At 37.7% G+C, this 23,948-nt stretch carries 28 protein-coding genes; 10 read left to right on the top strand and 18 right to left on the bottom strand.

The window, feature by feature from the left end:
• The first annotated feature begins 21 nt into the window (after nt 1–21).
• Nucleotides 22–1,182, top strand: a complete 1,161-nt coding sequence (locus tag CEY16_RS01130; protein WP_143484580.1) for a thermonuclease family protein — start codon at nt 22–24, stop codon at nt 1,180–1,182.
• Between the two features lie 47 nt (nt 1,183–1,229).
• Here CEY16_RS01130 and CEY16_RS01125 read toward each other — a convergent pair whose 3' ends face one another.
• The 5 genes from CEY16_RS01125 to ku all read right to left on the bottom strand — a co-directional run bounded on the left by CEY16_RS01125 (nt 1,230) and on the right by ku (nt 4,658).
• Nucleotides 1,230–1,874, bottom strand: coding sequence for a class I SAM-dependent methyltransferase (locus tag CEY16_RS01125; RefSeq protein ID WP_101330133.1), 645 nt, complete (start codon nt 1,872–1,874; stop codon nt 1,230–1,232).
• Nucleotides 1,875–1,954: 80 nt separating this feature from the next.
• Nucleotides 1,955–2,449, bottom strand: coding sequence for a DinB family protein (locus CEY16_RS01120; protein WP_101330132.1), 495 nt, complete (start codon nt 2,447–2,449; stop codon nt 1,955–1,957).
• Between the two features lie 126 nt (nt 2,450–2,575).
• Nucleotides 2,576–3,061, bottom strand: a complete 486-nt coding sequence (locus CEY16_RS01115) for a DinB family protein (RefSeq protein WP_101330131.1) — start codon at nt 3,059–3,061, stop codon at nt 2,576–2,578.
• A gap of 65 nt (nt 3,062–3,126) precedes the next feature.
• Nucleotides 3,127–3,753: a flavodoxin family protein gene (locus tag CEY16_RS01110; RefSeq protein WP_101330130.1), complete on the bottom strand. Its 627-nt coding sequence runs from the start codon at nt 3,751–3,753 to the stop codon at nt 3,127–3,129.
• A gap of 83 nt (nt 3,754–3,836) precedes the next feature.
• Nucleotides 3,837–4,658, bottom strand: coding sequence for a non-homologous end joining protein Ku (gene ku, locus CEY16_RS01105; RefSeq protein WP_101330129.1), 822 nt, complete (start codon nt 4,656–4,658; stop codon nt 3,837–3,839).
• A gap of 88 nt (nt 4,659–4,746) precedes the next feature.
• Here ku and ligD point away from each other — a divergent pair, with 88 nt between their 5' ends.
• The 3 genes from ligD (at nt 4,747) to CEY16_RS15080 (ending at nt 8,317) form a co-directional block, all read left to right on the top strand.
• Nucleotides 4,747–6,513 (top strand): DNA ligase D, encoded by a 1,767-nt coding sequence (ligD, locus tag CEY16_RS01100; protein ID WP_101330128.1) that lies wholly within the window; start codon nt 4,747–4,749, stop codon nt 6,511–6,513.
• Between the two features lie 81 nt (nt 6,514–6,594).
• Nucleotides 6,595–8,079 carry an HD-GYP domain-containing protein gene (locus tag CEY16_RS01095; protein ID WP_101330127.1) on the top strand — a complete coding sequence of 495 codons (1,485 nt, stop codon included), beginning with the start codon at nt 6,595–6,597 and terminating at the stop codon, nt 8,077–8,079.
• 61 nt (nt 8,080–8,140) lie between these two features.
• On the top strand, nt 8,141–8,317 hold the full coding sequence (locus CEY16_RS15080; RefSeq protein WP_162297817.1) for a hypothetical protein: 177 nt from the start codon (nt 8,141–8,143) through the stop codon (nt 8,315–8,317).
• Between the two features lie 30 nt (nt 8,318–8,347).
• Here CEY16_RS15080 and CEY16_RS01090 read toward each other — a convergent pair whose 3' ends face one another.
• From CEY16_RS01090 to CEY16_RS01035, 12 genes are all read right to left on the bottom strand, one after another.
• A complete protein-coding gene (locus CEY16_RS01090; protein WP_101330126.1) occupies nt 8,348–8,617 on the bottom strand; it encodes a phage holin family protein in 270 nt (89 codons plus the stop codon).
• Nucleotides 8,614–9,297 (bottom strand): N-acetylmuramoyl-L-alanine amidase, encoded by a 684-nt coding sequence (locus CEY16_RS01085; RefSeq protein ID WP_101330125.1) that lies wholly within the window; start codon nt 9,295–9,297, stop codon nt 8,614–8,616. Before CEY16_RS01085 ends, CEY16_RS01090 begins: the two co-directional genes overlap by 4 nt.
• 173 nt (nt 9,298–9,470) lie before the next feature.
• Nucleotides 9,471–10,445, bottom strand: coding sequence for a DUF3221 domain-containing protein (locus CEY16_RS01080; RefSeq protein WP_101330124.1), 975 nt, complete (start codon nt 10,443–10,445; stop codon nt 9,471–9,473).
• 94 nt (nt 10,446–10,539) lie between these two features.
• Entirely contained in the window at nt 10,540–11,529 is a 990-nt protein-coding gene (locus CEY16_RS01075; protein WP_101330123.1) for a zinc-binding dehydrogenase, read from the bottom strand.
• Complete coding sequence (locus tag CEY16_RS01070) at nt 11,529–12,473, bottom strand: ArsA family ATPase (RefSeq protein ID WP_101330122.1); 945 nt, start codon at nt 12,471–12,473, stop codon at nt 11,529–11,531. The genes CEY16_RS01075 and CEY16_RS01070 overlap by 1 nt, the downstream gene beginning before the upstream one ends.
• Before the next feature lie 24 nt (nt 12,474–12,497).
• A complete protein-coding gene (locus CEY16_RS01065) occupies nt 12,498–12,794 on the bottom strand; it encodes a cory-CC-star protein (RefSeq protein WP_420795501.1) in 297 nt (98 codons plus the stop codon).
• A gap of 69 nt (nt 12,795–12,863) precedes the next feature.
• Complete coding sequence (locus tag CEY16_RS01060; RefSeq protein ID WP_101330121.1) at nt 12,864–14,606, bottom strand: carbon starvation CstA family protein; 1,743 nt, start codon at nt 14,604–14,606, stop codon at nt 12,864–12,866.
• 149 nt (nt 14,607–14,755) lie between these two features.
• Nucleotides 14,756–15,616 carry a 5-oxoprolinase subunit C family protein gene (locus CEY16_RS01055; RefSeq protein ID WP_101330120.1) on the bottom strand — a complete coding sequence of 287 codons (861 nt, stop codon included), beginning with the start codon at nt 15,614–15,616 and terminating at the stop codon, nt 14,756–14,758.
• A gap of 19 nt (nt 15,617–15,635) precedes the next feature.
• Nucleotides 15,636–16,388, bottom strand: a complete 753-nt coding sequence (locus CEY16_RS01050; RefSeq protein WP_101330119.1) for a LamB/YcsF family protein — start codon at nt 16,386–16,388, stop codon at nt 15,636–15,638.
• Nucleotides 16,378–17,094, bottom strand: coding sequence for a 5-oxoprolinase subunit PxpB (gene pxpB, locus CEY16_RS01045; RefSeq protein WP_162297816.1), 717 nt, complete (start codon nt 17,092–17,094; stop codon nt 16,378–16,380). The genes CEY16_RS01050 and pxpB overlap by 11 nt, the downstream gene beginning before the upstream one ends.
• Before the next feature lie 8 nt (nt 17,095–17,102).
• On the bottom strand, nt 17,103–18,689 hold the full coding sequence (locus CEY16_RS01040) for a zinc ribbon domain-containing protein (protein ID WP_101330117.1): 1,587 nt from the start codon (nt 18,687–18,689) through the stop codon (nt 17,103–17,105).
• Nucleotides 18,686–19,087: a zinc ribbon domain-containing protein gene (locus tag CEY16_RS01035; RefSeq protein WP_101330116.1), complete on the bottom strand. Its 402-nt coding sequence runs from the start codon at nt 19,085–19,087 to the stop codon at nt 18,686–18,688. The genes CEY16_RS01040 and CEY16_RS01035 overlap by 4 nt, the downstream gene beginning before the upstream one ends.
• 133 nt (nt 19,088–19,220) lie before the next feature.
• Between CEY16_RS01035 and CEY16_RS01030 the strand changes: the two genes are divergently transcribed.
• The 3 genes from CEY16_RS01030 to pcp are packed head-to-tail and all read left to right on the top strand — an operon-like array spanning nt 19,221 to nt 21,271.
• Nucleotides 19,221–20,000, top strand: coding sequence for an AAA family ATPase (locus CEY16_RS01030; protein WP_101330115.1), 780 nt, complete (start codon nt 19,221–19,223; stop codon nt 19,998–20,000).
• A gap of 13 nt (nt 20,001–20,013) precedes the next feature.
• Complete coding sequence (locus CEY16_RS01025) at nt 20,014–20,634, top strand: flavin reductase family protein (RefSeq protein ID WP_101330114.1); 621 nt, start codon at nt 20,014–20,016, stop codon at nt 20,632–20,634.
• A 22-nt stretch (nt 20,635–20,656) separates the two neighbouring features.
• Complete coding sequence (pcp, locus tag CEY16_RS01020; RefSeq protein WP_101330113.1) at nt 20,657–21,271, top strand: pyroglutamyl-peptidase I; 615 nt, start codon at nt 20,657–20,659, stop codon at nt 21,269–21,271.
• A 101-nt stretch (nt 21,272–21,372) separates the two neighbouring features.
• Here the strand turns inward: pcp and CEY16_RS01015 are convergent, their stop codons facing one another.
• On the bottom strand, nt 21,373–21,933 hold the full coding sequence (locus CEY16_RS01015) for a phosphatidylglycerophosphatase A family protein (protein ID WP_101330112.1): 561 nt from the start codon (nt 21,931–21,933) through the stop codon (nt 21,373–21,375).
• Nucleotides 21,934–22,059: 126 nt separating this feature from the next.
• Here CEY16_RS01015 and CEY16_RS01010 point away from each other — a divergent pair, with 126 nt between their 5' ends.
• The 3 genes from CEY16_RS01010 (at nt 22,060) to CEY16_RS01000 (ending at nt 23,833) form a co-directional block, all read left to right on the top strand.
• On the top strand, nt 22,060–22,785 hold the full coding sequence (locus CEY16_RS01010; RefSeq protein WP_101330111.1) for an alpha/beta hydrolase: 726 nt from the start codon (nt 22,060–22,062) through the stop codon (nt 22,783–22,785).
• 97 nt (nt 22,786–22,882) lie between these two features.
• The gene (locus CEY16_RS01005) at nt 22,883–23,401 is read left to right on the top strand and encodes a YjcG family protein (protein WP_101330110.1); all 519 of its coding nucleotides are present in this window, start codon (nt 22,883–22,885) and stop codon (nt 23,399–23,401) included.
• Nucleotides 23,402–23,407: 6 nt separating this feature from the next.
• Complete coding sequence (locus CEY16_RS01000) at nt 23,408–23,833, top strand: GNAT family N-acetyltransferase (protein ID WP_101331099.1); 426 nt, start codon at nt 23,408–23,410, stop codon at nt 23,831–23,833.
• The last annotated feature ends 115 nt before the right edge of the window (nt 23,834–23,948 follow it).

Here is a 23,948-nt window from a genome sequence, read left to right as displayed (position 1 = left end):
GCATGAGTGAGGAGAAATACGATGGCAGAGATATTTGCTTTTATTTTTGTAATAAGTATGTTGGGGCTTATTTTAGGGATGATCTATCCTAGAATCATTTTCATGTCCAGTAGAAAAAAAGTGCTTCAAATCTTTTTACCTATTCTAGTGATATGTTTCATTATGATCGGCGTTTTCGGAGAACCAGTTGAAGATGAACTTTCTGATAGCGAAGACACAGAGGAAATCGAAGATGAAGAAACAGCTTCTAATCAAGGTGATCTTGAATCAGATTCACGTGATGAGCCTGAGGAGGAAGCTGAGACTAACTCCAGCGAGGACGATAACAAAGAAAAAGATGACACTGGATCCGACGAACCTGATAAGAATACCGAAGAACAGGACCCTAGTAAGAACAAAGAAGAATCATCTGATGACACTGAACAAAGCAATAATGATGTAAACAAGTCAGAAGAGACTAGCGATCAGTCAACTGATTCTGATAAATCCAACGGTCCTACTGACTCGGTTGCCGCAACAGTAACAAGAGTAGTAGATGGTGACACGATTGAAATACAAATCAATGGTCAAGAAGAACAGGTTCGATTGTTATTAGTAGATACACCTGAAACCAAACATCCCTCCCTACCCGTACAACCATTTGGTCCAGAAGCTAGTGAGTTCGCAAAACAAAAACTTTCAGGTAAAGATATACAACTAGAATATGATGGCCCAAAACGTGATAAGTATGATCGATTGTTAGGGTATATTTGGGTGGACGGCCAGATGTTCAACGAGATGCTATTAGCAGAAGGGCTAGCACGATTAGCTTACGTTTATGACCCACCTTATACACATTACAATGCTTATGTAAAAGCTCAAACGAAAGCTATGAATGCAGGAAAAGGTATATGGAGCATCGAGGGCTATGTACAAGAAGATGGATTCAACCACGAAGGTGAAAATTCATCGAATAGTGATTCAGGTGCTTCCGAATCAACAACTTCAAATAGTAATAGTTCGAATAACACTTCTTCCAACGGTAATTTAAAATATGACCCTGACGGACCCGATCGTGATTGCGGTGACTTCGATACTCACCAAGAAGCTCAAGACTTTTACATCGCTGCTGGAGGACCTGATAAAGATCCCCACAGATTGGACCGTGAAAACGATGGTTTAGCATGCGAAAGTTTACCTTAGTTGCAACAAAGCAGCCCAATCCTAAACAATAGGACTGGGCTGCTTTTTTAATTAATAGTCTTCGAGTAAATAACTACTTTGTATTCAAATTCTCTTTTAGAAACTTCCATACCTCTTTCCTCAAAATAAAAGGATAAAAGTTTCCTTGCCTCGGCAATCGAATCGAAACTGAACGTGGTATGAATCAATTCATAATCAAAACCTCGCTCTTTCCAGAAATCAACGCTACTAGATAAAGGACCTGGCGAAGGAGAAAGCGAAGTGAATTCATCATCTCCATAGTTATCAACGATAATGAATTTTCCTCCAGGTCTAATAACTCTCTCGGCTTCTCTTACTCCCTCATCGACACCTTTCATTCCACTGAAAAAGAAAGCCCACGTCGCATAGGCAGCATCCAATGAATTATCATGAAATGGAATTTGTTGGGCTGTTCCTTTAATCCATGCAAGGTTTTTATTTATATCAATCATATGATCATCAGGTTCCATAGGTAAAACTAGTCGGTCCTTTTTGTTTAGCTTTTCTGATGTATAGCCATTACCAGCACCTATGTCGATGACTGTTCCGTTCGGTAAATTTAGGTTCAGATAATCTATCACTTTACCAGGACGATCCATACATCTTCTTTCAATTTCAAATAGTTCAGGATGTGAAGCACCATAAAAATCTATTATTTGTTCATTTTTCAACTATTAGCCTCCTAAAATTATTATTGGGAGACTAAATTCCTCAATTTGACCACTTCATTCACCTCTATCAAATAGTTAAGTTATTCCACTTTAAACAATTCTTCATCACCAATGGCATGTTTCAACCCGGTAATGGTTCCTTGATGAATACCTTCATGCCAAATGACAAAATGAAAAGCATCCTCTATCGTTTCCAAGACGAAATCTTCAGTTAATGCAAACGGCTGAGGGCCTTTTTCATTTAGTTGCCCTGTAAAAGTAGCTTCCATACGATCAGGTTGCTCCTTTAGTAATTGACGCAGTTCCTCTAGTGAAGGCAGATCACCATCCCAATCTTGCGGGCTTGTCCCTCTGTTAAACCATTTTAAAAAATGCTCCGGCATTGGTGGCTTTTCACCAATAAATGCGTATAATAAGTTTTCTTGAGCAACAAAAATATGACCTAAATTCCAACGAATATTATTTGTGAAACCAGCTGGCTGTTTATCTGCATTCTCTTCTGAAGTAGCATCTAGAGCTGCAATCGTGCGCATACGAATGAAGCGCAATTGAGCGAATAGTGTTTTCTCATTCATAATAAAACCCCTATTAAGAATATTGTAGTTCTTCTTTTTACTATTCGATAAAATATTCGGAATTCCTCCATAATCATGAAATAAGCACTTGTTCGCGAACGAACATAGTGCTTAGACATTCTAAATTCAAAACAGATTCTTATCACCATGAGCATGCTTTAAACCAATAATTACACCTTGGTGTAACCCTTCATGCCAAATCATGAAATGGACCACCTCTTCTATCTTTTTCATGGAGTAATCTTCTGTCACATCGAAAGGCTCGACACCAAGATCTTTTGTTCTGCCAGTCAACTTTTCTTTCATACGATGGGGCTGATCTGATAAATGCTTTCGAATTTCAATTAAAGTAGGGACATTACTACCCCAATCTGAAGGACTTGTTCCACGATTGAAAGATTCAAAGAAGTTAGCTGGCATCTCCGGTTCAGCACCCAGCACGTTGTGAATTCTCTTTTCTTGAGCGACAAAAATATGGCCTAAGTTCCAGCGAATGTTATTATTAAAACCATCTGGCTGTTCATCTAAAAACTTCTCATCTGTTGCATCCAACATAGATAATGTCCTATTTCTGATAAACATAAGTTGTGCAAAGAGCTCTTCCTCAGTCATTTCAAACACCCCTTTCACAGCATTATATCAAAAAGCATACCTTTAACCAGGTATGCTTTATAAATCTATTCCATTGTATTTCCTTTAGGTGGAATCGGGCTGTGTTTAAGGAGTTTAGCGAAATAAATGGTATTATAGGCTAGCATTTTCACATGAGATTGTGTGAACTCATTTTCTCGTCCATTTGCTTCCATATAAGATGGACCAGGACCAGCTTCTCCTACCCAATAAGTATCGACATTCGGCGGAATGGTGAAACCGATATGCGAAAGTCCATAAAGAATAGACATTGCAGCATTCTTAGCACCATCCTCATTTCCTGTAATAACCGTGCCCCCGACTTTGTTGTAGTAAACACTTTGACCTTTATCGTTCGTATGAGTACTGCTGCCATACAAACGTTCTATAGCAACTGTTGCTAAGCTACTCTTTTCACCTAACCATATAGGGCTACCTAGAATCAAAATGTCCGACTGTTTCACTTTATCCAGTATTTTGGGCCACTCATCTCCTTCGCCCAAATCGTCCGTGATGCCATAGGGGATCTTATAATCAGCTAAACGAACAACTTCAGTATTGACTCCTTCTTCTTCATATATCGATTGCACTTCACGAAATAAAGCTTCAGTATTAGAATCCTCTTCTCCACTTTTAAGAGAAGCATTCAGAAAAATCGCTTTGATCTCCGACATAGATTATCCTCCTATCTAGACTGATAGGAGTCATATTCCCCTATAATTTATCGCATAAACTATAAGAGCTCGCTTTGTGATAGTTAGTTGGCTTTGGCTTTCTTTTTTGTCGTGCTCTTTTTCTTTTTGCCTTTTTCTGTTTTTTTCAGCGAAGCTTCTAATGCATCCATCAGATTTGTTACATTATCAGTCGTCTTAGGCTCTTTTGCAGTAGTCACTTCTTCTCCATCTTTTTTCTTTTCAATCACTTCAAGTAAAGCTGTTCGATATTCATCGGTATACTTCTCAGGCTCAAATGAAGTTGTCAATTGTTCAATCAGTAGTTTTGCAGTATCCAGTTCCTTTTTCACTACCTTTTCATCTTCAGGGACATTAGGCACTTCTTGAACGTTTCGAACTTCATCCGGGTAATGGATCGTCTCCATAACAATCGTATTGTTGTAGATTCTGACGATTGCTAATTGTTGTTTGGAACGAATCGTAATTTTTGCAACACCAATTTTCCCTGTATCTTCAAGCGCTTTTCTCAAAAGTGAATAAGCTTTAGTTCCGCCTTCATTCGGTGACAAATAATAACTCCGTTCGAAATATATCGGGTCGATATCTTCCAATTTCACAAAGTCCATGATTTCCACTGACTTATCGTGACTCTCTTCTTTAATCGCTTCTAATTCCTCGTCTTCTAACACGACGAATTTATTTTTCGTGTATTCAAATGCTTTAACAATATCATCATTCCCAACCTCTTTATCACACACAGGACAGACTTTTTCATATTTGATTGGTGATTGGCACTCTTTATGCAGATTACGTAATTTAATATCTTTATTTTCTGTTGCTGAATGTAGTTTCACAGGTATATTTACCAAACCGAAACTGATTGTCCCTTTCCACATCGTATGCATTCGATCATCTCCTTTCCATATAGGTTTGACCAATTTTTCATAAAAATTCTATATAGAGAAAAAGTAATAACTAAAGAAGGTGTGAATTATGCTAAAACCAATGTTACCGACTCTCTATGAGGAAGCTCCACGCGGAAAAGAGTGGAGTTATGAAATTAAATATGACGGGTTCAGATGTGGATTGGAATGGGACAACCAGAAAATAACTTTGTGGAGTAGGAACGGAAAAGACTTAACTAAGAAATTCCAGGAGGTCATCGAGTGGTGTGAGAGATCTAAAGATCATTTCCAAGAGCACCTGCCTATTTACTTAGATGGAGAGCTTGCAGTACAAAACACTAGCGTTCAATCAAACTTTGAAAAGATACAACAAAGAGGTCGTATGAAACGAGCTGAAACAATTAAACTTCAAAGTCAATCTAGACCTGCTACATTCTTTGCTTTTGACATACTGTTACTGAACGGAAAATCAATTAGAAGCCTCACTCTACAACAACGAAGGGAAAAATTAGAGAACCTAATACCAATTGAAAATAATGAAAACAATCGAATCAAGGTTGTTCAAAGTACTTCGAATCTCGATGGTTTATGGGATGAGGTTTTTCTTCATAGAGGAGAAGGAATCATTGCCAAAAAAATTAATTCAAAATACGAGGCCGGTAAGAGATCCCACGAGTGGAGAAAGATAAAAAACTATAAGACAGTTCAAGGAACGATCACCCAATGGAATCCTGAAAATGACTATTTCTCAATATCGGTGACGGAACAAAATCAATGGATTAACATTGGTAAAGTTAAAAACGGGTTCTCAACTGAAAACAAGCAGACCTTATCAACTTTTTTTCACAAAAACGGTGAAAAGCTTCCAGATTCTTCTTTCCAAGTTCCCCCTTCTATATGTGCTGACATTCATTGCTTAAATGCAAAAGATGGAGAGCTGAGAGAACCTAATTTTGGTCAATTTCGCTTTGATCTTGTAGCAGATTCGTGCACTTACGAAAATGTACTGCAAGGATTAGCACAATTTTCTGAAGAGATCGATTTATCTAATCTGGAAAAGCAATTTTTCAAATATCAGTCTAAATTAGATTTTCTTATATATATTCGTTTAATAGCTCCTTACCTTCTTCCACATCTGAAGGATCGTCTTTTGACTGTCATCCGTTATCCTGATGGAGTCGAAAATGACCATTTTTATCAAAAACATGTCCCTAGCCATGCCCCCACCTTTATAAAAGGAGTAGGAAAAGAAGAAGAGAAGCATTTGGTTTGTCAAGATTTAAAAAGTTTAATCTGGATTGCAAACCAAGCGGCTATTGAATACCATGTACCTTTTCAAAAATATATGCATGACTCCCCTTCGGAAATGGTTTTCGATTTAGATCCTCCTTCAATCAACCAATTTCCTTTGGCTGTGGAGGCAGCTCAGCTTATTAAGAAAATGTGTGAACATCAAAATTACCCAACCTTTGTCAAAACATCTGGTAGAAAAGGTTTGCAAATTCATATTCCATTAATGGATCCTATGTCTTATGAACAAACAAGAGAATTCATGAAAGCTGTATCATCCGTATTGGTTGAAAATTACCCAGAGTCTTTCACTGTCGAGCGCCTCAAAAAGCATCGAGGGAATCGTCTTTACATCGACTATGTTCAACACGCAAAAGGGAAAACGATCATCGCACCCTACTCACCAAGAGCAACTCGAGAAGGTACTGTTGCCACTCCACTATTTTGGAATGAGGTTGAGGAAGGTTTAGACCCCACTCAATTTACCATAAAAAATATTATGAAGAGAATTGAAGAAAAAGGCTGTCCTTGGGGTGAGCGATACTTCCTAACAAAAACGATGTAATGTATTTACCTTCAAATAATGACACCTGTCGAGTTTTCTTATATATTTATTGTAAGACAAATTAATTAGGTGAATTTTACTATGACAATCTATCAGACTTTTATGAAACGCCTATTGATCAATTATGTGATTGGTTCATCAGTAGCAGTTTTTGTTGTTGGTGGGATATTTATTTTCACTACGCTTTCGCTTTCCATGAGTGAAATGTATTTGATGGCAGGAACGATATTGGTTTCTGTCTTGATTATGTTCATTTGCGAATTTCTTGTATTTCGCAAAGACTTAAGAATCATAAAGCTCTCATTAGTAAAAAAAGATCTAGAAAACGCTCATTTAAAACTGGCACATGAACAATTAAAAAAATTCCCCTTCTTGACCGTAAGGAGAATTATGTTACCGCATTTGCTCGGTTTTGCTATACCAGCAGGCAGCCTTTCATTCAGTTTCATTCAGATGGGATATCTCGATGTTCCTTATTCGTTTATAAGTTTTGCCTATATCGGTTCCATTCTGATAGCAGCGATGCATGCGTTGATAGAATATTTCTTAACATTAAGAGCCATTCAACCCGTATTGTTTTATTTGAAGGAACTCGCTTCTGATCATAACCTTACTTTATCTTTGAATGAAGAGGTTCAAATATCTATTCAGAAAAAATTGCTAGCAAGTTTTCTGGTCATAGGATTATTCCCTATACTTTTATTCACGTTAGCTGCCCAAATCCGCTTGGTACAAATTTCAGAAGTGCTAGCGAACCAGTACTGGCAGTGGGCCAGCATCATAATTTTATTAAGTATTATATTCTCTGTTATAGGTGCACGTCTTATTTCTCAATCCATACAACAGCCTATCAGTACGATTTATGATGGAATGCAGAAGGTGCAAAATGGAGATTTAACCATCCGTGAACACGATTCCTATACGGACGACTTTTCTCGATTAATCAAAGGGTTCAATCACATGGTAGACTCTTTAGAAACCAAAGACCATACAAATCAACGATTACTTGACAGTTTCATTCAAACACTCGCTACGGCATTAGATGCAAGAGATCCTTATACCGCTGGACATTCTATCAGAGTATCTGAATCATCCGTTGAAATTGGCAGGAAATTAGGACTTTCCCCAGCTGTACTTTCTCAGCTGAAGAAAACAGCCCTCCTCCATGACATAGGTAAGATAGGGATCGCGGACGAAATTCTTTTAAAAGACGGTAAGTTGACAGATGAAGAGTTTAAGAGAATTCAAGAACACCCTGTCTTGGGAGAAAATATTCTAAAACAAGTGCAGCCTAGTGAATCAATGTCTCCCTTACTTCCAGGTGTGAGACACCACCATGAACGTTATGATGGAAAAGGATATCCTGATCAATTATCTGGGGATGACATTCCTTTGTTCGGTAGAATCATAGCAGTAGCAGATGCTTTTGACGCTATGACATCGAACAGACCTTATCGTAAAGGAATGACGAAACATAAAGCTATGTCCATCATTGAAGACGGGGCAGGTTCCCAGTGGGATGCTCAGTGTGCCAACATATTCCTCGAATTGAAAAATAAAGCTTAAACCAAATGGAATTGGGGTATTCTTTTATTAAAGTTCTTTTTCGATAGGAAGGATGAGCTGAATGGCTTCAATTCAGATTGAAAACCAATATATAGAAGCTGTACCATTTGAAGATGTTGCTCAGGCGAGGGAATTTTGTACTGACGATCACATCGTCGTAAAAGGTGATAATAAGTTTTATGTAGTGGACCAATCTTATGAAAACCTTGTTGTTAAAAATGGTTATGAAAAATATTAAACTTTTGACAGACCTATGATAACAGGTCTGTCATTTTTTTGGTTCCTTCATTTGTTTAAATAATTGATGCCCAAAAACTGCAGTCCCGGTAATCAATACACTTTGCACAAGTGATTCAAAATTGATCCCTAAGCGTGTAAAGGTTAGTACCATGCTGGTAACAAGCAGAAACAATGGAATATAGCGATGAGGAATAGTCGTAGATATTTTTATGATTTTCCCTATAATCAGCAATACTGGAACCAAAATCAATAATTCTTCCATAATGAAGTTTATATAATCAAGAGTGATTTCTGTCATTTTTTCAAAACGTCAATGAATGAATCGAATCCAACCTTTTTAAGCTGGTCAATTCTTTTTTGAGCATGTTTTTGTTCTCGGAAAGAGCCGGTGATTACCCGATAAAAAGTGTCAACGTTTTCCTCTACATATGGGATATTGAACGATCCCTTCTCTTCCCTTACTACAGCACGAACAACGCATTCGTACATTCCTTTGCGATAGCTTTCACTTTTAAGTTTATTTCTATTAGGTCCATCTAAAAAGTCATATTCCACTATCGTCACGCGACATGCACCTGTCTCCCGGTGCATAAAATAATAATCTTTATTTGAATGCTCTGCATACCTCTTTGAAAATGTCCTCCGGAATGGATATCCAGCTTTCTTGAATTCTTCTTCAAGTAACTTTTCAAATTTCCCATCAGAATGGATACTGTGAATAAACTCAGCACCTTTTCCTCCACCTGCGTTGAAATGGTGTGAAATACCTTTTGGGTAACGTTTAGTTATTGTAGTACGTTGCTGGTTAGATAAGCTTTTATCTGAACCCCTAGTCAACGTGGAATGGTATCCAAGCTCCTTCAGTCGCTCATTCACATAAATTGATGCTTCTAGGTTCCATTCTTTTTCTTGTTGTCCATGTACAACTGCTCCAGGATCTATTCCCCCATGACCTGCATCTTGAATCCATTGACGCATTCATACACCTCCTCCATATAATGTATGTGGACTGACGCTCTTACGACGCGGTTTTTGTCCACTCATACTATAATCGAGATAGGAGTGGAAAAAGTGGCTAATTGCAGATTTTTTTCAGCTGACTACAGATACAAAAAAACACCTACATCACTGTAGGTGCTGTTAAAGCATTATTAATAATTCAACCCGGCTTCGATATAAGCTCCACCACTTATAACATTTCCATCAAGATAATAGTCCAAGATTACATCTGCATATTCTCCGCTAAGAGTCAATTTACCATCAGAGGCCATCAACCCCATTTGAGCAACTGACGTCTTGTTACCCGACTTTATTTTCTCGATCGTTTCGTTAATGATTGCTTGATCATCGCTTTCAAAAACACTCTCTCCCTCCAACGTTTGCACAGAAAGAGAACTGTATTTTTGTTCAGGGATTATCAATTGATTAGCTTCTAAACTAAAAAGAGTGAGCTCACCACTGTCATTATTGCAATCGGTCAATGTTATATTCACATCGGGTTGCTCGTAGGATTCTGCATACTGTCCACAAGAATAATTATTTATTTCCATCGGCCCAAATTCGTCTTGGGATCCATCAATCATAACTTTATAGTTATCTTCTTTTCTCTGAATCATCGTAAAGACAGAATCTCCCTCAGTAGTTGTATTCATTTTTCTCATTGAACCATCTTTCGAATGTAAAAAAGAATGCCAGGCATGAACGTTATCTACCTTTTCATGATTCACGATCAAGTCGTTTTGTTCATCGACCACTCTGTTGATCGATACTGCGCTGCTTTGACCTGGATAAGACTCTGCAACTGCACCATGCTCAACAGTAATTTTTTCACCGAGAACAAGTGAATCTCTCATAGAATTTTCTATTTCTTCTAGTGAGAAATATATCGCTTGGCCTGCTTTCTCCGTGAAATCCTCGAATTCCATGTCTTTATATGGTTCACTCAATTCATTTTCCACAATCAATACTCTTTCATCTTCATATGCAGCCACATACCCTTCGAATTGACTTATCTTCTCATCGATTTGATTACCGTCATTTCCTTGTTCGCCACTGACCTCATCTCCAGTTCCACAACCCACCAATAAAAATAACATTGCGACAAACCATGCAATCCACAATTTCATCACGTCACCCCTTCTTACTTAACTAGACGTTTTCGCCTTGTGGAATGTTACAAAAAAACTGAACTTCATTTTCGAAGTTCAGTTCTCTGACCACTTATAAAGAAAAGCCTATCTTTCCAAAGTTTTTCGTATCCCTCAGGTATTCAAATGCTTGCTTGTAATCATTCATTTCAAACATATGGTCAATTTCCGGTTTGATGTCATGCTCCTCGATAAATGAAATCATTTCACATAATTCTTCAGCACTTCCCATCGTAGAACCTAATAAATTGTATTGTCCATAAAAGAATTTACGAATATTGATTGTTACATCGTCATCTGTTGTTGCTCCGAAAGTAACGATGGTTCCACCTTTGCGAATGATATCGAGTGATTTATTGAATGTTGCTGCTCCAACGGATTCAATTAACAGATCAACCTGTTCATCTTTTAACTCCTCTTTCCAGTCCGATTGCGTTTGAACAGTGACATCTGCCCCAAGTTCACTCGCCTTCTTCAACTTCTCATCACTACGAGAAGTTACAATCACCCTTGCGCCAATAGCTTTCGCGTACTTTAATGCAAATGTTAAAACGCCGCTTCCGATACCTGGTAACATAATAGTATCTTCTTTAGTCAGTTTCCCTCTCGTAAACACGGCTCTATAGGCAGTCAACGCAGCAAGTGATAAAACGCCTGCTTCCTCCCAAGATAGATGAGATGGTTTTCTCTCAACATGATTGGCATCTACAGCCATAAACTCTGAGAAGGTGCCATGATCAGGTAAACCAACGATTTCAAAACCTTCTGGTGGAGCATCACTGTTATCTTTCCAACCCATACCTGGGTTAATAACAACCTCATCACCTACGCTCCAATTGTTAACACTTGACCCTACGCTTTCAATAATTCCCGCACCATCAGAACCTAAAATTAAAGCAGGATCATTTGTATTATGTCGCATCGTCACAGCCAAGTCGCGTCGATTCATCCCGAAAGTTTTCATTTTGACGAGTACTTGATTTTTCTGCAAACTCGGCTGGTCCATATCCTTAATTGCTAGCCCATTTAATCCTTCTTTTCCTTCATGAACGATTGCTCGCATTAAGCTTCCTCCTTTAATAGTTGATCCATGTAGTTAGAAAATAGCTTCAGTTTTTCAAGGTCTGAGACATCTTCTTCTAATAAAGGGATCTGTATTTTAAATTGGTTTTTGAAAACTTCATCAATTTCCTTCAAATACTTTTTCTCTTGCTCTTTCCGCTGAACTAAAAATTTGCCATCTGCATAATCAGGGAGAACCTTATTTATAATTAGATGTTTAACTTTTATATCGTGTTGATCAAGCTGGTTTGTTGCGTGCTTTGTTTCCAATATTGGTAACCTTTCTGGATTCAATACAAAAACATACCCTGTACGATTTTGGTCTAAGATAATTTCTCTTACAGCTTCGAATTTTCTTTTTCTTTTTTGGAGGATTTCATAAATCGGATCTTCAACTGGTTCTCCATCGTTTAAAAGCTGTGTGTAATTTTCGTTAGTCTTTTGTCTTCTTTCTATCATTCCATCAATCCATACATTCATCAATTCCGGAAGGGTCAATAAGCGAATGGTATGCCCAGTTGGAGCCGTATCAAAAATGATTTTATCAAACTCCTTGGACTCATCGATGATAATTGAGATCAAGCGGTCAAACAAAGCCGCTTCTTCTGCTCCTGGTGTTGCGCTGGCCATATCTATTTGGCGATGCACTTCTTCAACCATTCTTGATTTCACAAGCCCTTCCAGGTTATTCTTCACTTCATCAATATACCTTTTAGATTCATTTTCTGCGTCAATTTCGATACCCCAAAGGTTCTCTTGTAGTTCAGTTTTGTCATGTTTAATTTTCTTGTGAAAAATATCGCCCAAATTGTGTGCAGGATCAGTTGATATGATTAATGTTTTCATATTCTGATTAGCATAAGATAGGGCAATTGCAGCAGATGATGTAGACTTACCTACCCCTCCTTTACCTCCAACAAATATAATCTGTTTATCAGTAATCATAACCGTGCACCAACTTTCTTGAAATTAACAACATCGAATTCCTTCTAATGGAGATTTCTCCATCCCCATACGAAGGTGCCAATCATGAAATTTTTCAATGATGTGAGGGTATAGTTCCAACGTGTAATAGAATGCAGGATTAGGAATTCCGAGCATATCTGAATAAATCAACAACATGAACAAATCTTCTTCATCCCGAAGCTCACGTGCTACCTCTGTTCGATGAGGTAGACTCAAGACTTCATCATAATACTCCATCAACTTTTTAAAAGAGAATTTTTTATCAGCCATTTCAATCCCTACCCCTTTTGTTTCTTTCATTTTAACTATTCCAGTAATTGAATAAAAGCCGTACGATTTGCACGGCTTTTATCCTTTGAGCTTCAAGTTTTATTTATTGTCGACTTCTGGATTATCGCCTTCTTTATTAAAGATTGAAAAGGCAGTGAGGACAATCCATATAGCAAATATGAATACAATTGCTCCAAATGTGAACAGTAACCAGTCACTAGTTTCTCCTGCCCATGGAGCCCATTCAGTGAATACTTGAATGATCATGGCATACAAAGTCATCACAAGCAAGAAGACCATTGGTATGAGAGCTGGCCAATAATTGCTTCCCCTTCTCTTCAACCAAATAGCTAGTAATAGTAAGCTGATTCCTGCAAGTAGCTGATTTGAGGTACCGAATAGCGGCCATAGTAGATATCCACCTGAACCGAAGCCATTAGGTCCTTCAGGAATTAGCGTCAGGGCCGCACTTGACACAACCGCGATAGTTGTAGCTACATGCATTTTTGTAATCGGCTTAATCTTATATTCAGTTCCAAGTTCTGCAATGATATAACGCATCAAACGAACAGAAGAATCAAGTGTAGTTGCAGCGAAACTTACTACTATTACGGCTACTATAGTAGTAGCTACTTCAACAGGGATTCCAAGGCCATTAATAAGTTGACCTGCGCCTTGTACGAAGACACCTAGACCCGCACCATTTGCTGCTGTGAAGCCACTATACGTACTTGTGAATTCGCCAGTAGTTGGGAAGAAAGTGACAACTGCGATGATTGCAACTAATGCTAAAGCACCTTCACCAATCGCACCTAAATAACCGACAAAACGAACGTCTTTTTCATTATTCAACTGTTTTGAAGTTGTACCAGATGAAACAAGACCATGGAAACCTGAGATGGCACCACAAGCGATCGTTATGAACAGTAACGGGAACCAAGATTTATCATCTGCCCCTGAATTTGTTACAGGTGCTGTAACTTCTGGATTCGTTACAAGTAGACCTATATAAAGCAAAGCCAAACCTACAATTAGCTGGTGAGAATTGATATAATCGCGTGGTTGTAATAGTTTCCAAACTGGTAAAGTCGAAGCAATATACACATATACCATAAGGATAATGATCCATGCAAAGAATGCAGTTGCAGTGGCGTTCATTCCAATAAAGGTCGTTGCTCCCTCACCGCCAAACATTTGCACAAGATCAATTTGAAGTACCGGGAAGTAACTTGCTAAAATCGCTGTAAAATACATCACAGCTAAAGCAATCAACGAAGGTACTAACATACTTCCCTTACGTTTATAAACAGAGTAACCAATCCAAATAGCTAAAGGAATTTGGATGAAAACAGCAACAACACTCGAAGGGTTAGAGATGAACAAGTTTGCAATAACCCAAGCAAACACTGCATTCACCATCAATACCAATAGCAGTATTATGAATAAGAACAAAATTTTAGCTCTCTGGCCAATTAATTTGTTTGCCAACGTCCCTACGGATTGACCTTTATTACGAACTGACATTAGAAGCGTCCCTGAATCATGTACACCTGCTGCAAAAACTGTTCCAAGCAGTACCCATAATAGCGCAGGTAGCCAACCCCAATAGACAGCAATTGCGGGTCCCACGATTGGCGCTGCCCCAGCTACTGAGGTAAAGTGATGCCCCCATAATACCCATTTATTCGTCGGAACGAAATCCACTCCATCTTTATATTGATGGGCTGGTGTTACGAACTCAGGATCTAATCGATAAATTCGGTCAGCAATGAATTTGGAATAAAAACGATACCCAAAGAAGAAAACGATACCACCGACTAGTGCTAACCATATCCCACTCATGCAATACCCTCCTGATTTAATAGTTTTATATATTGAATGCGCTTACATTTACTTGGCATTTTACTATTAAGGTTTGCACGATTCAATCATTTTGTAGATAAAAATCTAAATTTTGGGAAAATTTGACCAGTTAAAACTAATAATGCTTACTAACTGAATTGATTGTATCTATTAAAGTGAATTTTTCCTCCAGGAGGCAATTGTGAAATTCTCCAAACATCTTCCGAGTGAATGGTACCCATTGTTGGATAGCCACCTGTTGTCTGAGCATCTGCAAGTAAAATCATCGGGTGGCCGCTTGGCGGTATTTGAATGGTCCCGAAAGTTGTTGCCTCTGAAACGATATTACCTTTTTCTATCTGGTCTATTTTACTTACTCCTTCTAAAAGCGCCCCCATTCGATCTCCTTGCTTAAGGGTAAAGGCTTCATTATAAAAAAGTTTTACTGATTCATCTTCAAAAAGTGTCTCATGAATACTGGGTATGACGTTGACTGTAGTTTCTTTCGTATAAGTTGGGATTTGTTGTAGTCCAACGTGAGTATGATCTAATGATTTTTGTTCATTAGAGACGATGATATCACCACTACCTAGCACCTCTCCGAGACCTGCTTTTTCATAAACAGATTTAGAACCCATATATTCTGGTGCATCAATGCCTCCAGGGAAAGCTATATATGAACGGAGCCCGGCTTCTGGCCCTTTAAATGCTAGATTTTGACCTTTTTTCAATGAAATCACTTGCCATATATCAACTGCCTCATCATCGACTGTAGCCTTAAGGTCTGCCCCTGTAATAGAAATGTCAACATCATCTAACGCTTCAAAAGAAGTTCCACCCATGGTGATTTCAATTACTGCTTCACCAAGTTGATTACCGATTATTTTGTTCGCCATCTTAAATGCATACTGATCCATTGCTCCTGACGTTGGCACTCCAAATGCTCTGTAATGCAAACGACCATGGTCTTGTACTGAAGCATATACTCCTGCTTTGATGACCTTGAGCATTCAAACCTCTCCTTGTCACTTACAACGATTTTATAGTGATACCGTTATCCTTTAAAGTACTCTGCAAGGCTACAGCATGTTCAACCGCTTCTGAAGTATCCCCGTGAATACAAATAGTATCTGCACTCAGATACACCTCGTTCCCATTGCCAGAGACTACTTTACCGTCTCTAACAATTTGTAATACTTGTTTTGTTATATCTTCTGTGTCAGTTAGAACAGCGCCTGATTCATTTCGTGACATCAGTTGTCCATCGTCTGTATACCGCCTGTCTGCAAAGGCCTCCCTAGCCACACGCAGACCTTTCTCCTGAGCTGCATCAACTAGTTCACTATTACATAATCCGTAAAGAATTAAACTAGAATCGAAATCATAGACAGCTTGAGCTATTGCTTGTGCTGCTTCCCAATCTTTACAAGCGAAATTGTATAGTGCTCCATGCGGCTTAACATGTACTAAAGGAACATTCTGAGCTTTCGCGAAACCTGAAATTGCGCCTAATTGATAGATGATCAAATGATAGATTTCCTCAGGAGCTAATTTCATCATTCTTCTGCCGAACCCTTGTAAATCTTGAAATCCTGGGTGAGCTCCTAGGGATACTCCATTACTTTTAACACTATGGATAGTTGAAGGAATGGTCGAGTAATCACCTGCATGGAATCCACAAGCTACGTTAGCAGAAGTAATCAATTTCAAGAGTTCATCATCATTACCCACTGTATATGCACCGAAGCTCTCTCCAAGATCAGCGTTCAAATCAATCTTCATGATTCATCCACTCCCATTTTGGTTCTTTTTGTTCAGCCATCCAATGCTGATACTCACTTAAATTCACTTCATAGAATTTCACAACATCTCCTACTTTAAAGAGAAAAGGTTCTTTCAATTCAGGCTGGTAGATTTGCACTGGAGTTCTCCCGATCAAGTTCCATCCTCCAGGTGACTCTAATGGATATATACCAGTCTGGTTATTGGCAATGCCTACACTTCCCGCTTCAACAGATCTACGCGGTGAATCCAAACGAGGAGTGATTAAACGTTCATCCAAGCCTCCTAAGTAAGGAAATCCAGGTAAAAAACCAATCATATACACTGGGTAGTCTTTTGACATATGTCTGTTGACTACATCCTCTACCTCACAACTGTGGTGTTTTGCTACACGATCTAAATCTTCTCCATCATAAAGGACGGGGATGTGCACCAATTTCCCTTGCAAATCTATATCATTTAAAGAAAAAGAGTCTAATTGTTCATTGAGTATCTTTTCAAAAGTTCTAAAATTAATTTCACTTCGATTAAAAAAGATGGTCACGTTCGTATAAGTCGGCACAATGTCAATGATGTAACTCAAATTCTTATCCTTGATGAACTGGTAAAAACTTTGAACTTCAAGTCTTATATCAGGATCAATTTTCTCTCCAAATGAGACAGTAATAGCCTGGTCATTTAAAGGAAGAATACTCTTATCTCTCACATAATCACCTAATCCATTGATGTATTATTTTTAAAGGTTGCGATTAAATATGATCCAACAAATGTAATAACCCATACGAATATAAACGAGTAAAATAATGAAGCTGACAAATCGAAACCAATCATTTGATTTGCATTATCACCAAAATTTGAGCGTTCAACTACAAATGTCGCTCCATAACTGAAGACCCCTACTATCGTAGAAAAGATCAAGCTATATAACGTTATTGCCGTTATTTTCGACTTCAAACTTAATCGAACAAATTTCCTGGAATGAACCAGTAAAAGTATGATAGATAATCCAAAGACTATCCATATAACATTTTCAATTTGAGAAATTGGATCAAAATAAAAATCAGTAACTTCCATGAACGGGCCTTCTTGAACCTTCTCGATTACTTGATTCATCAGGGAATATTTTGCGTCTATGAACGAATTAGAATAGTAATTTTCATAACCAAAAGTATTAAAGATAATCAAGTTTAATAGCACTACTGCAATCTGTATAATAACTGCTAACCCATTAATTAACGAAGTCGATTCGATTAGAGATGAGAAAGTTTCACTACGAGATTGTACAACTAGGAACATTACAGTGCTTATGAAAACCAACGTAATAAACAGTGTAATAGCTATCCTTGCCCCTTCAACAATAGATTGTAGCCAAGGATGAAGAGGTAGTTTGGAAAAAATTAACTTTAACAATAGATAAGAACCACCACTTAGAAGTAGGGATTTCCAAATAACCTCGAATAAAGGATAGGAAAAATAAATAGTTGTATTATTTCCGTCATAAGATGAAGTCTGTGCGAGATATGCAATAATCAAAGCACCTAGAGCCATCCACATGCCATATGTAATTGAACCCGCAATTATTGGAGTGAGGCGACTTGTTCGCTTTTGAATTTTACTCAAAACAAACAAGATCAACGCTAAAATTACGATAAAAATCATAAAATGATACAAAAATCCTAAATTAAATTCTGTTCTTCTTTCGGTTTCAGGCATCGAAGAATCAGAACCATATAAAACATTCGAATCTTCGATTTTGTATTCACTAGAAACCATAAATGAAGATAAGATGATGTCACTCGGTTTATAGATTTGGCTCGTGTCTGTCATTCCCATATTATCGAAACCGTACATTGTATAATATTTAAAATGTTCCACTTCCTGAAGGGTACGGTCATGTTGATCTATTATAGTGAATTCATTAATGTTCTGATCAAAGGAAGATTCTATATCTGTCTCAGAAATAAACAATTGGCTCACAAAAAATAAAGTGAGTAGCGTAATTATGGCAACTGGAAATGTTTTAACAAATGACTGTAGTACCATTGAAGGAGTCAATTTTTCAAACTTAGCCAAGGGGCGGTTCACCTTCATTTCAGGTGATGTTATCTTTTCAAGTGATTGACCACAATAATGACAATAATTCGCAGTCTCATGAAGTTCCGTACCGCAATTTTTGCAGTCGAGCAAAGAAGATTCATCTATTTGAGGTAAATGTTCATAACTATGTAAGGCAGCCCCATCATTTATACAATAATTAGCCTGATCAGCATTACCCTTTCCGCACTTCGTACAATAGATCAACGAGCATACCTCTTTTCATTTACCTGTCTACTTCCACACACATGACAAAAGTTCGCCCTTCCATACAACTCTGTATTGCAATTATCACAGCTTGGCTCCGTTTTAGATTCCTTGATAGGTGCCTTTTTTCCACACTTCGGACAAAAGTAGTCGTCTGAATCAAGCAAGTGACCACAATCACATTCGATGTGTTCACGCCTTACAGATGAATTTTGCTCTTCTAACGTTTTATAAATTTGCTTATCAATTGTTTGTAGCTGATCACCAAAATGTTTCAGCTCATCACTGTACACGTTTCCTAATCTATACTCGTGATATATTGATTCCCCTAGTTTTGTTAAAAGGAGCGTCTTCCTATGTTTTAATTGACTGATTCTCGAATCGTGTTCTTCATTCACATCTCTTCCCCCCTGCTAGTCAACCAATCTTTTACAATCATTCTACCACAATTCATCATATACTTAAGGCAATTTTTTTCATCCTTCTGGCTATTCTGATAATATATAAATGAAGGTCAGGAAGGTGCAAAAGATGTTATTAAAAGAAATCAAGAAAAAAGCGACCATGCCATCAAATGGCTTCCCTTTTCAGTTGCCAGTGATTAAAGAATTTAAGTCTATTGGCTTACAGAAACCAGTAACAATTTTCGTTGGAGATAATGGTTCAGGAAAATCAACATTGTTGGAAGCTATCGCCTACCAATCTAATCACATCCTGGTAAGTGGAGAAACTATGGATATAGACGATACATTTGATGCTGCTAGAAAATTAGCCCCACATCTTCAGTTATCTTGGAGCTTCAAGTCTAAAGATGGCTTCTTCTTCAGATCTGAAGATTTTACCTCATTCATGAAAAAGACAAGGGAGACTCGTCAAGATTTAGAAAAAGATTATCGTGAAATAAAAGCTCGAGATCCGAATAGCTTAGAAGCGTTGCCTTATGCTAGGAATTTAGGGGAACTTAAAAACTTATATGGAGATGGACTAGAATATCAATCACACGGGGAAAGTTTCTTATCTTTATTCCAAGCCAGAATGAAAGGAAAAGGGTTATATGTACTTGATGAGCCTGAAACCCCACTCTCTCCTTTAAAACAACTTTCACTAATTTCACTTATTAAAGAGATGGTAGAGCAAGGTTCACAGTTTATCATAGCGACTCATTCGCCCATGATTATGGCAATGCCCAATGCAGCTATTTATCAGATTGTAGAAGGTTCCATGGAAGAAGTCGCCTTCGAAGAAGTGGAACACGTCCGAGTGATGAAAGATTTTCTTGATGCGCCAGAACGTTTCATAAAACATTTATAGAAGGGTGATTCATATGATTTCAATCAATGCTGCTTCCTTGAATAAAAAAGAAAACTATAAATTACTTAGTGGTAGTGTTATCCCCCGGCCAATAGCATTTGTAACCTCCATGGATTCGGAAGGGACATTGAATGCTGCACCCTTCAGCTTTTTTAATGTAGTCAGTGCTGAACCACCAATGATTGCTTTTTCTGTAGGTCGAGTCGATGGAAAAATGGCTAAACATACATCAAGGAACATTTTGAAAAATAAAGAGTTCGTCGTCCATATTGTAGATGAAACAATATTACATGAGATGAATCAAACAGCCGCACCATATGAAGATGGTATCAGTGAAGTAGATAAAGTGAATTTGACTTCGATAGACAGTGAGAAAGTTACTGTACCATCACTGAAAGAACCTAAAATTCGTATGGAATGTCGCTTGAGTCAGTCCATTCCACTTGGTAAAGATGGAGTTTATTCAAATGACCTTCTTATAGGCGAAGTCCTCTGTTATCATTTTGATGAAGCCGTTTATGAAGACGGAAAAATCATTGCTGAAGCACTCAATCCGGTAGCAAGATTAGCCGGACCAAACTATGCAAATTTAGGAAACTATCAAACCATTGCAAGACCGACAGATACTAAATAATCAAAGGAGTAATTTAAGACTTATGAAAAAAATATTACTGACAGGATTCGAACCTTTCTTATCATTCAAAACTAACCCTACTATGGAAATCGCAGAGAGATTAAATGGTGAAGAATTAAATGGCTACGTTGTGGAAAGTCGCATTTTACCAGTGGATTTTAAAAGATCTGGAGATGAGATATTAAAAATGATCAAGGACGTTGAACCTGACGTTGTTGTGGCCTTAGGATTAGCTGGAAACCGTCGTCATTTCACCCCTGAACGAATTGCCATCAACTGTAACGACGGACCAGAAGACAACGAAGGTCACCGTCCAAACGGTGAAAAAATCTTTGATGATGGGCCCGATGGATATTTCACGACACTTCCTATTAAAAAGATGGTCGAACATGTCCAAAAGAATGGTTACCCAGCTTCCATTTCAAACTCTGCTGGAACGTACTTATGTAATCATGTCATGTACCAAGCATTACATCATGAGGCGGTCAGTGATTTGAATTATATTGCAGGATTCATCCACCTACCACCATCGCACGAAATAGCTCAACAACAACCACAATTATCAAGCTGGTCACAAGATGATTTGACAGAAAGTGTGAAATTATCATTAGAGGTTATCGCAACATCAGATGAATAAGTAATATAAGTGAAGTTGAAAACTCGCCAATTATATTCTTTCTCATCAAAAAAGAACTTGCCGATTGGCAAGTTCTTTTTTATTTCTAAAATTATATTAAATTAAAAGTTATGTTCTTGCTCTCTTTGGATGACTTCCTCTTCAGGTAATCCATCTTCCTCATCTCTGAGTTTATGGGCTATTCTACTTGAGGCATTAGCAGCAATACTCCCAACGATATCATCTAAAAATGTGTGGCATTGAACTCCATCTTTCGTATCGAGTTTTTCTATAATTCCTACTTTTTGTTTATCTAAATGACCATAAGTTGTTACAGCAATACTTCCATATCCGAGCGCAGCTCCTAGAGCAATTGTTTCATCAACACCAAATAGCCCTTCATCGCTAGCGATTAAGGATTGTAAAGGTTCAGTAAGCTGATTTTTTTCAGCTAAAACATCTAGTTCGACACCAACAAGAATAGCGTGTTGAATCTCCCTCTTTTCCAAGACGCGATCTACACTTTCTATACAAGTTTCTAATGTTAATGAAGCATTATAGGGCTTCTGCATCTGATACACGATTTCTGCAATACTATAAATCGGGACCCCGCGTTCTTCTAATCGCTCTCTTGCAGCTTTTTCAACCTCTTGGCTCTTGATATGCTTCGAATGAATGCTCATTTTCTTCATCCCCTTCACTTCTTATTATATCACGGGTCAACTTATCACTTAAATTCAAATTATTAGCCATCTAATCGACTTATGATAAAATATTCATGTAAATATATGAACTTGGAGGTTTTTAACTTGGGCAGAGATGGATCAATGATTGAAACAGAGATTGAAAGTGAATACATGAATGAAACCTTCACAATCAAGATTTATCGTCCTGAAAATTACTCACCCTTATATAAATATCATTTATGCATCATGCAAGATGGAAATGACTATTATCAGCTAGGGCGAATAGCACGTGTCAGTGATAAATTACATGATGAAGGTTCTATAGAGAATACAATTTTTGCTGGCATACACTATAAAGATCGCTACGATCGTTGGGATAAATATCATCCGGATAGTGATAAACAAGAAGATTATATTAAGTTTCTTCGCTTTGAGGTTGTACCATTGTTGGACAAGGAGCTTCCTAGCTATCACGTAAGTTCATGTCGTGTGTTGATGGGTGATTCGTTAGGAGGAACAGTGTCATTAATGACTGCCTTAAAATACCCGAATACTTTCGGGAAAGTAATCATGCAATCTCCGTATGTCGATGAACGTGTAATGGATATGGTCAAAGAATCAGAACACTTAGATTCAATGTCCATATATCATACAATTGGCGATGAAGAAGAAAAAGTTGAAACGACAAACGGTGAAATTGATGACTTTTTGACACCGAATAAGGAATTGCAAGAACTATTAGAGAAAAAAACAGAAGACTATACCTTCTACGAATTAGAGGGAAAACACACTTGGAAGCAATGGCAAAAGGATTTACCCCGTGCCATTCAAACTATTTTTGGGGTATAATCAACTTTTCACAAGATTTTTAACCTTTACTTTTGTTATAATAAAAGTTAGACTTCATAGACAAATATTTCGTATATAGATTATAGGAGGGATTGAATTGTCAAAATTAAACTATGGTATTGCCATCTTTCCATCTAAAGAAGTACAAGATGTTGCTAATTCCTATCGTATGAGGTACGATCCACATTATTCTTATATACCACCTCACATTACTCTAAAGGAAAAATTTCAAGCTGATAAAGATGAAATTGCAAAAATCGAAGAAGAATTAGAGAAGATCTCAAGCCAAGTCAAGCCGTTTGAAATTGAAATTAAAAAGGTAAGTTCATTCAGTCCTGTCACAAATACGGTTTACCTCAAGGTAGAACCTAACGAGAGCTTACAGACTTTGAGTGACAAAATGCATGAAGGTAATTTCCCTGATCAACGTGAATTCTCTTTCGTGCCACATATTACTATCAGTCAGGATTTATCAGAAGATGAGCACTCTGATATTTTTGGCAGCCTGCAAATGTCCAGTTTCGATTTAAAAGACCAAATTGATCGTTTCCAATTGTTATATCAATTAGAAGATAAAACTTGGACCGTGTACGAAACTTTTAAATTGGGTCGCTAAATCATGTTGAATATCAAACAAGTCGAGTCCAGACAACAATTGGAAGACGCATATAATATTCGCAAGATTGTTTTTGTAGAAGAGCAAAATGTTCCTATGGAAGAAGAAATGGATGAGCACGATGAGACCTCCATCCATTTTGTAGGATATGATCCAGAAGGCAAGCCCGTCGCAGCAAGTCGTTTGAGATTCGTTGATGAGTATGGAAAACTCGAGCGAATATGCGTACTTAAAGACGTCCGTGGTAACCATTATGGTCAACAAATCATTGGTGAAATGGAAAAGCGCATCCTTATCGAAGGCTACCAGAAAGCTAAATTGAACGGTCAAACACATGCCGAAGATTTTTATAAAAACTTAGGTTATGAAACGGTATCTGGTGAATTTATGGATGCAGGTATTCCACACGTAACAATGATTAAAAAGCTTTAGATATGACTAGCTTTCCCACAAAAAAGTGGGGAGGCTTTTTTTGTTTACCGACTTTCATTTTAATGTATGCAAGCGCATTGAAAAGTCCATAATGAGGACGTGGAGAGTTGGTGAA

Origin of the sequence: Halalkalibacillus sediminis, assembly GCF_002844535.1 — a bacterium.
Taxonomy (GTDB): domain Bacteria; phylum Bacillota; class Bacilli; order Bacillales; family Alkalibacillaceae; genus Halalkalibacillus_A; species Halalkalibacillus_A sediminis.
The sequence above is the reverse complement of the archived record's forward strand: the minus strand, read 5'-3'. Positions and strand labels throughout refer to the sequence as shown.

Bases quoted from the DNA above. Each gene is read 5' to 3' on its own strand.
- CEY16_RS01130 (WP_143484580.1), top strand. From the start codon at position 22: ATGGCAGAGATATTTGCTTTTATTTTTGTAATAAGTATGTTGGGGCTT.
- CEY16_RS01120 (WP_101330132.1), bottom strand. From the start codon at position 2,449: ATGAATGAGAAAACACTATTCGCTCAATTGCGCTTCATTCGTATGCGC.
- CEY16_RS01115 (WP_101330131.1), bottom strand. From the start codon at position 3,061: ATGACTGAGGAAGAGCTCTTTGCACAACTTATGTTTATCAGAAATAGG.
- CEY16_RS01110 (WP_101330130.1), bottom strand. From the start codon at position 3,753: ATGTCGGAGATCAAAGCGATTTTTCTGAATGCTTCTCTTAAAAGTGGA.
- ku (WP_101330129.1), bottom strand. From the start codon at position 4,658: ATGCATACGATGTGGAAAGGGACAATCAGTTTCGGTTTGGTAAATATA.
- ligD (WP_101330128.1), top strand. From the start codon at position 4,747: ATGCTAAAACCAATGTTACCGACTCTCTATGAGGAAGCTCCACGCGGA.
- CEY16_RS01095 (WP_101330127.1), top strand. From the start codon at position 6,595: ATGACAATCTATCAGACTTTTATGAAACGCCTATTGATCAATTATGTG.
- CEY16_RS15080 (WP_162297817.1), top strand. From the start codon at position 8,141: ATGGCTTCAATTCAGATTGAAAACCAATATATAGAAGCTGTACCATTT.
- CEY16_RS01090 (WP_101330126.1), bottom strand. From the start codon at position 8,617: ATGACAGAAATCACTCTTGATTATATAAACTTCATTATGGAAGAATTA.
- CEY16_RS01085 (WP_101330125.1), bottom strand. From the start codon at position 9,297: ATGCGTCAATGGATTCAAGATGCAGGTCATGGGGGAATAGATCCTGGA.
- CEY16_RS01080 (WP_101330124.1), bottom strand. From the start codon at position 10,445: ATGAAATTGTGGATTGCATGGTTTGTCGCAATGTTATTTTTATTGGTG.
- CEY16_RS01075 (WP_101330123.1), bottom strand. From the start codon at position 11,529: ATGCGAGCAATCGTTCATGAAGGAAAAGAAGGATTAAATGGGCTAGCA.
- CEY16_RS01070 (WP_101330122.1), bottom strand. From the start codon at position 12,473: ATGATTACTGATAAACAGATTATATTTGTTGGAGGTAAAGGAGGGGTA.
- CEY16_RS01065 (WP_420795501.1), bottom strand. From the start codon at position 12,794: ATGAAAGAAACAAAAGGGGTAGGGATTGAAATGGCTGATAAAAAATTC.
- CEY16_RS01060 (WP_101330121.1), bottom strand. From the start codon at position 14,606: ATGAGTGGGATATGGTTAGCACTAGTCGGTGGTATCGTTTTCTTCTTT.
- CEY16_RS01055 (WP_101330120.1), bottom strand. From the start codon at position 15,616: ATGCTCAAGGTCATCAAAGCAGGAGTATATGCTTCAGTACAAGACCAT.
- CEY16_RS01050 (WP_101330119.1), bottom strand. From the start codon at position 16,388: ATGAAGATTGATTTGAACGCTGATCTTGGAGAGAGCTTCGGTGCATAT.
- CEY16_RS01030 (WP_101330115.1), top strand. From the start codon at position 19,221: ATGTTATTAAAAGAAATCAAGAAAAAAGCGACCATGCCATCAAATGGC.
- CEY16_RS01025 (WP_101330114.1), top strand. From the start codon at position 20,014: ATGATTTCAATCAATGCTGCTTCCTTGAATAAAAAAGAAAACTATAAA.
- pcp (WP_101330113.1), top strand. From the start codon at position 20,657: ATGAAAAAAATATTACTGACAGGATTCGAACCTTTCTTATCATTCAAA.
- CEY16_RS01015 (WP_101330112.1), bottom strand. From the start codon at position 21,933: ATGAGCATTCATTCGAAGCATATCAAGAGCCAAGAGGTTGAAAAAGCT.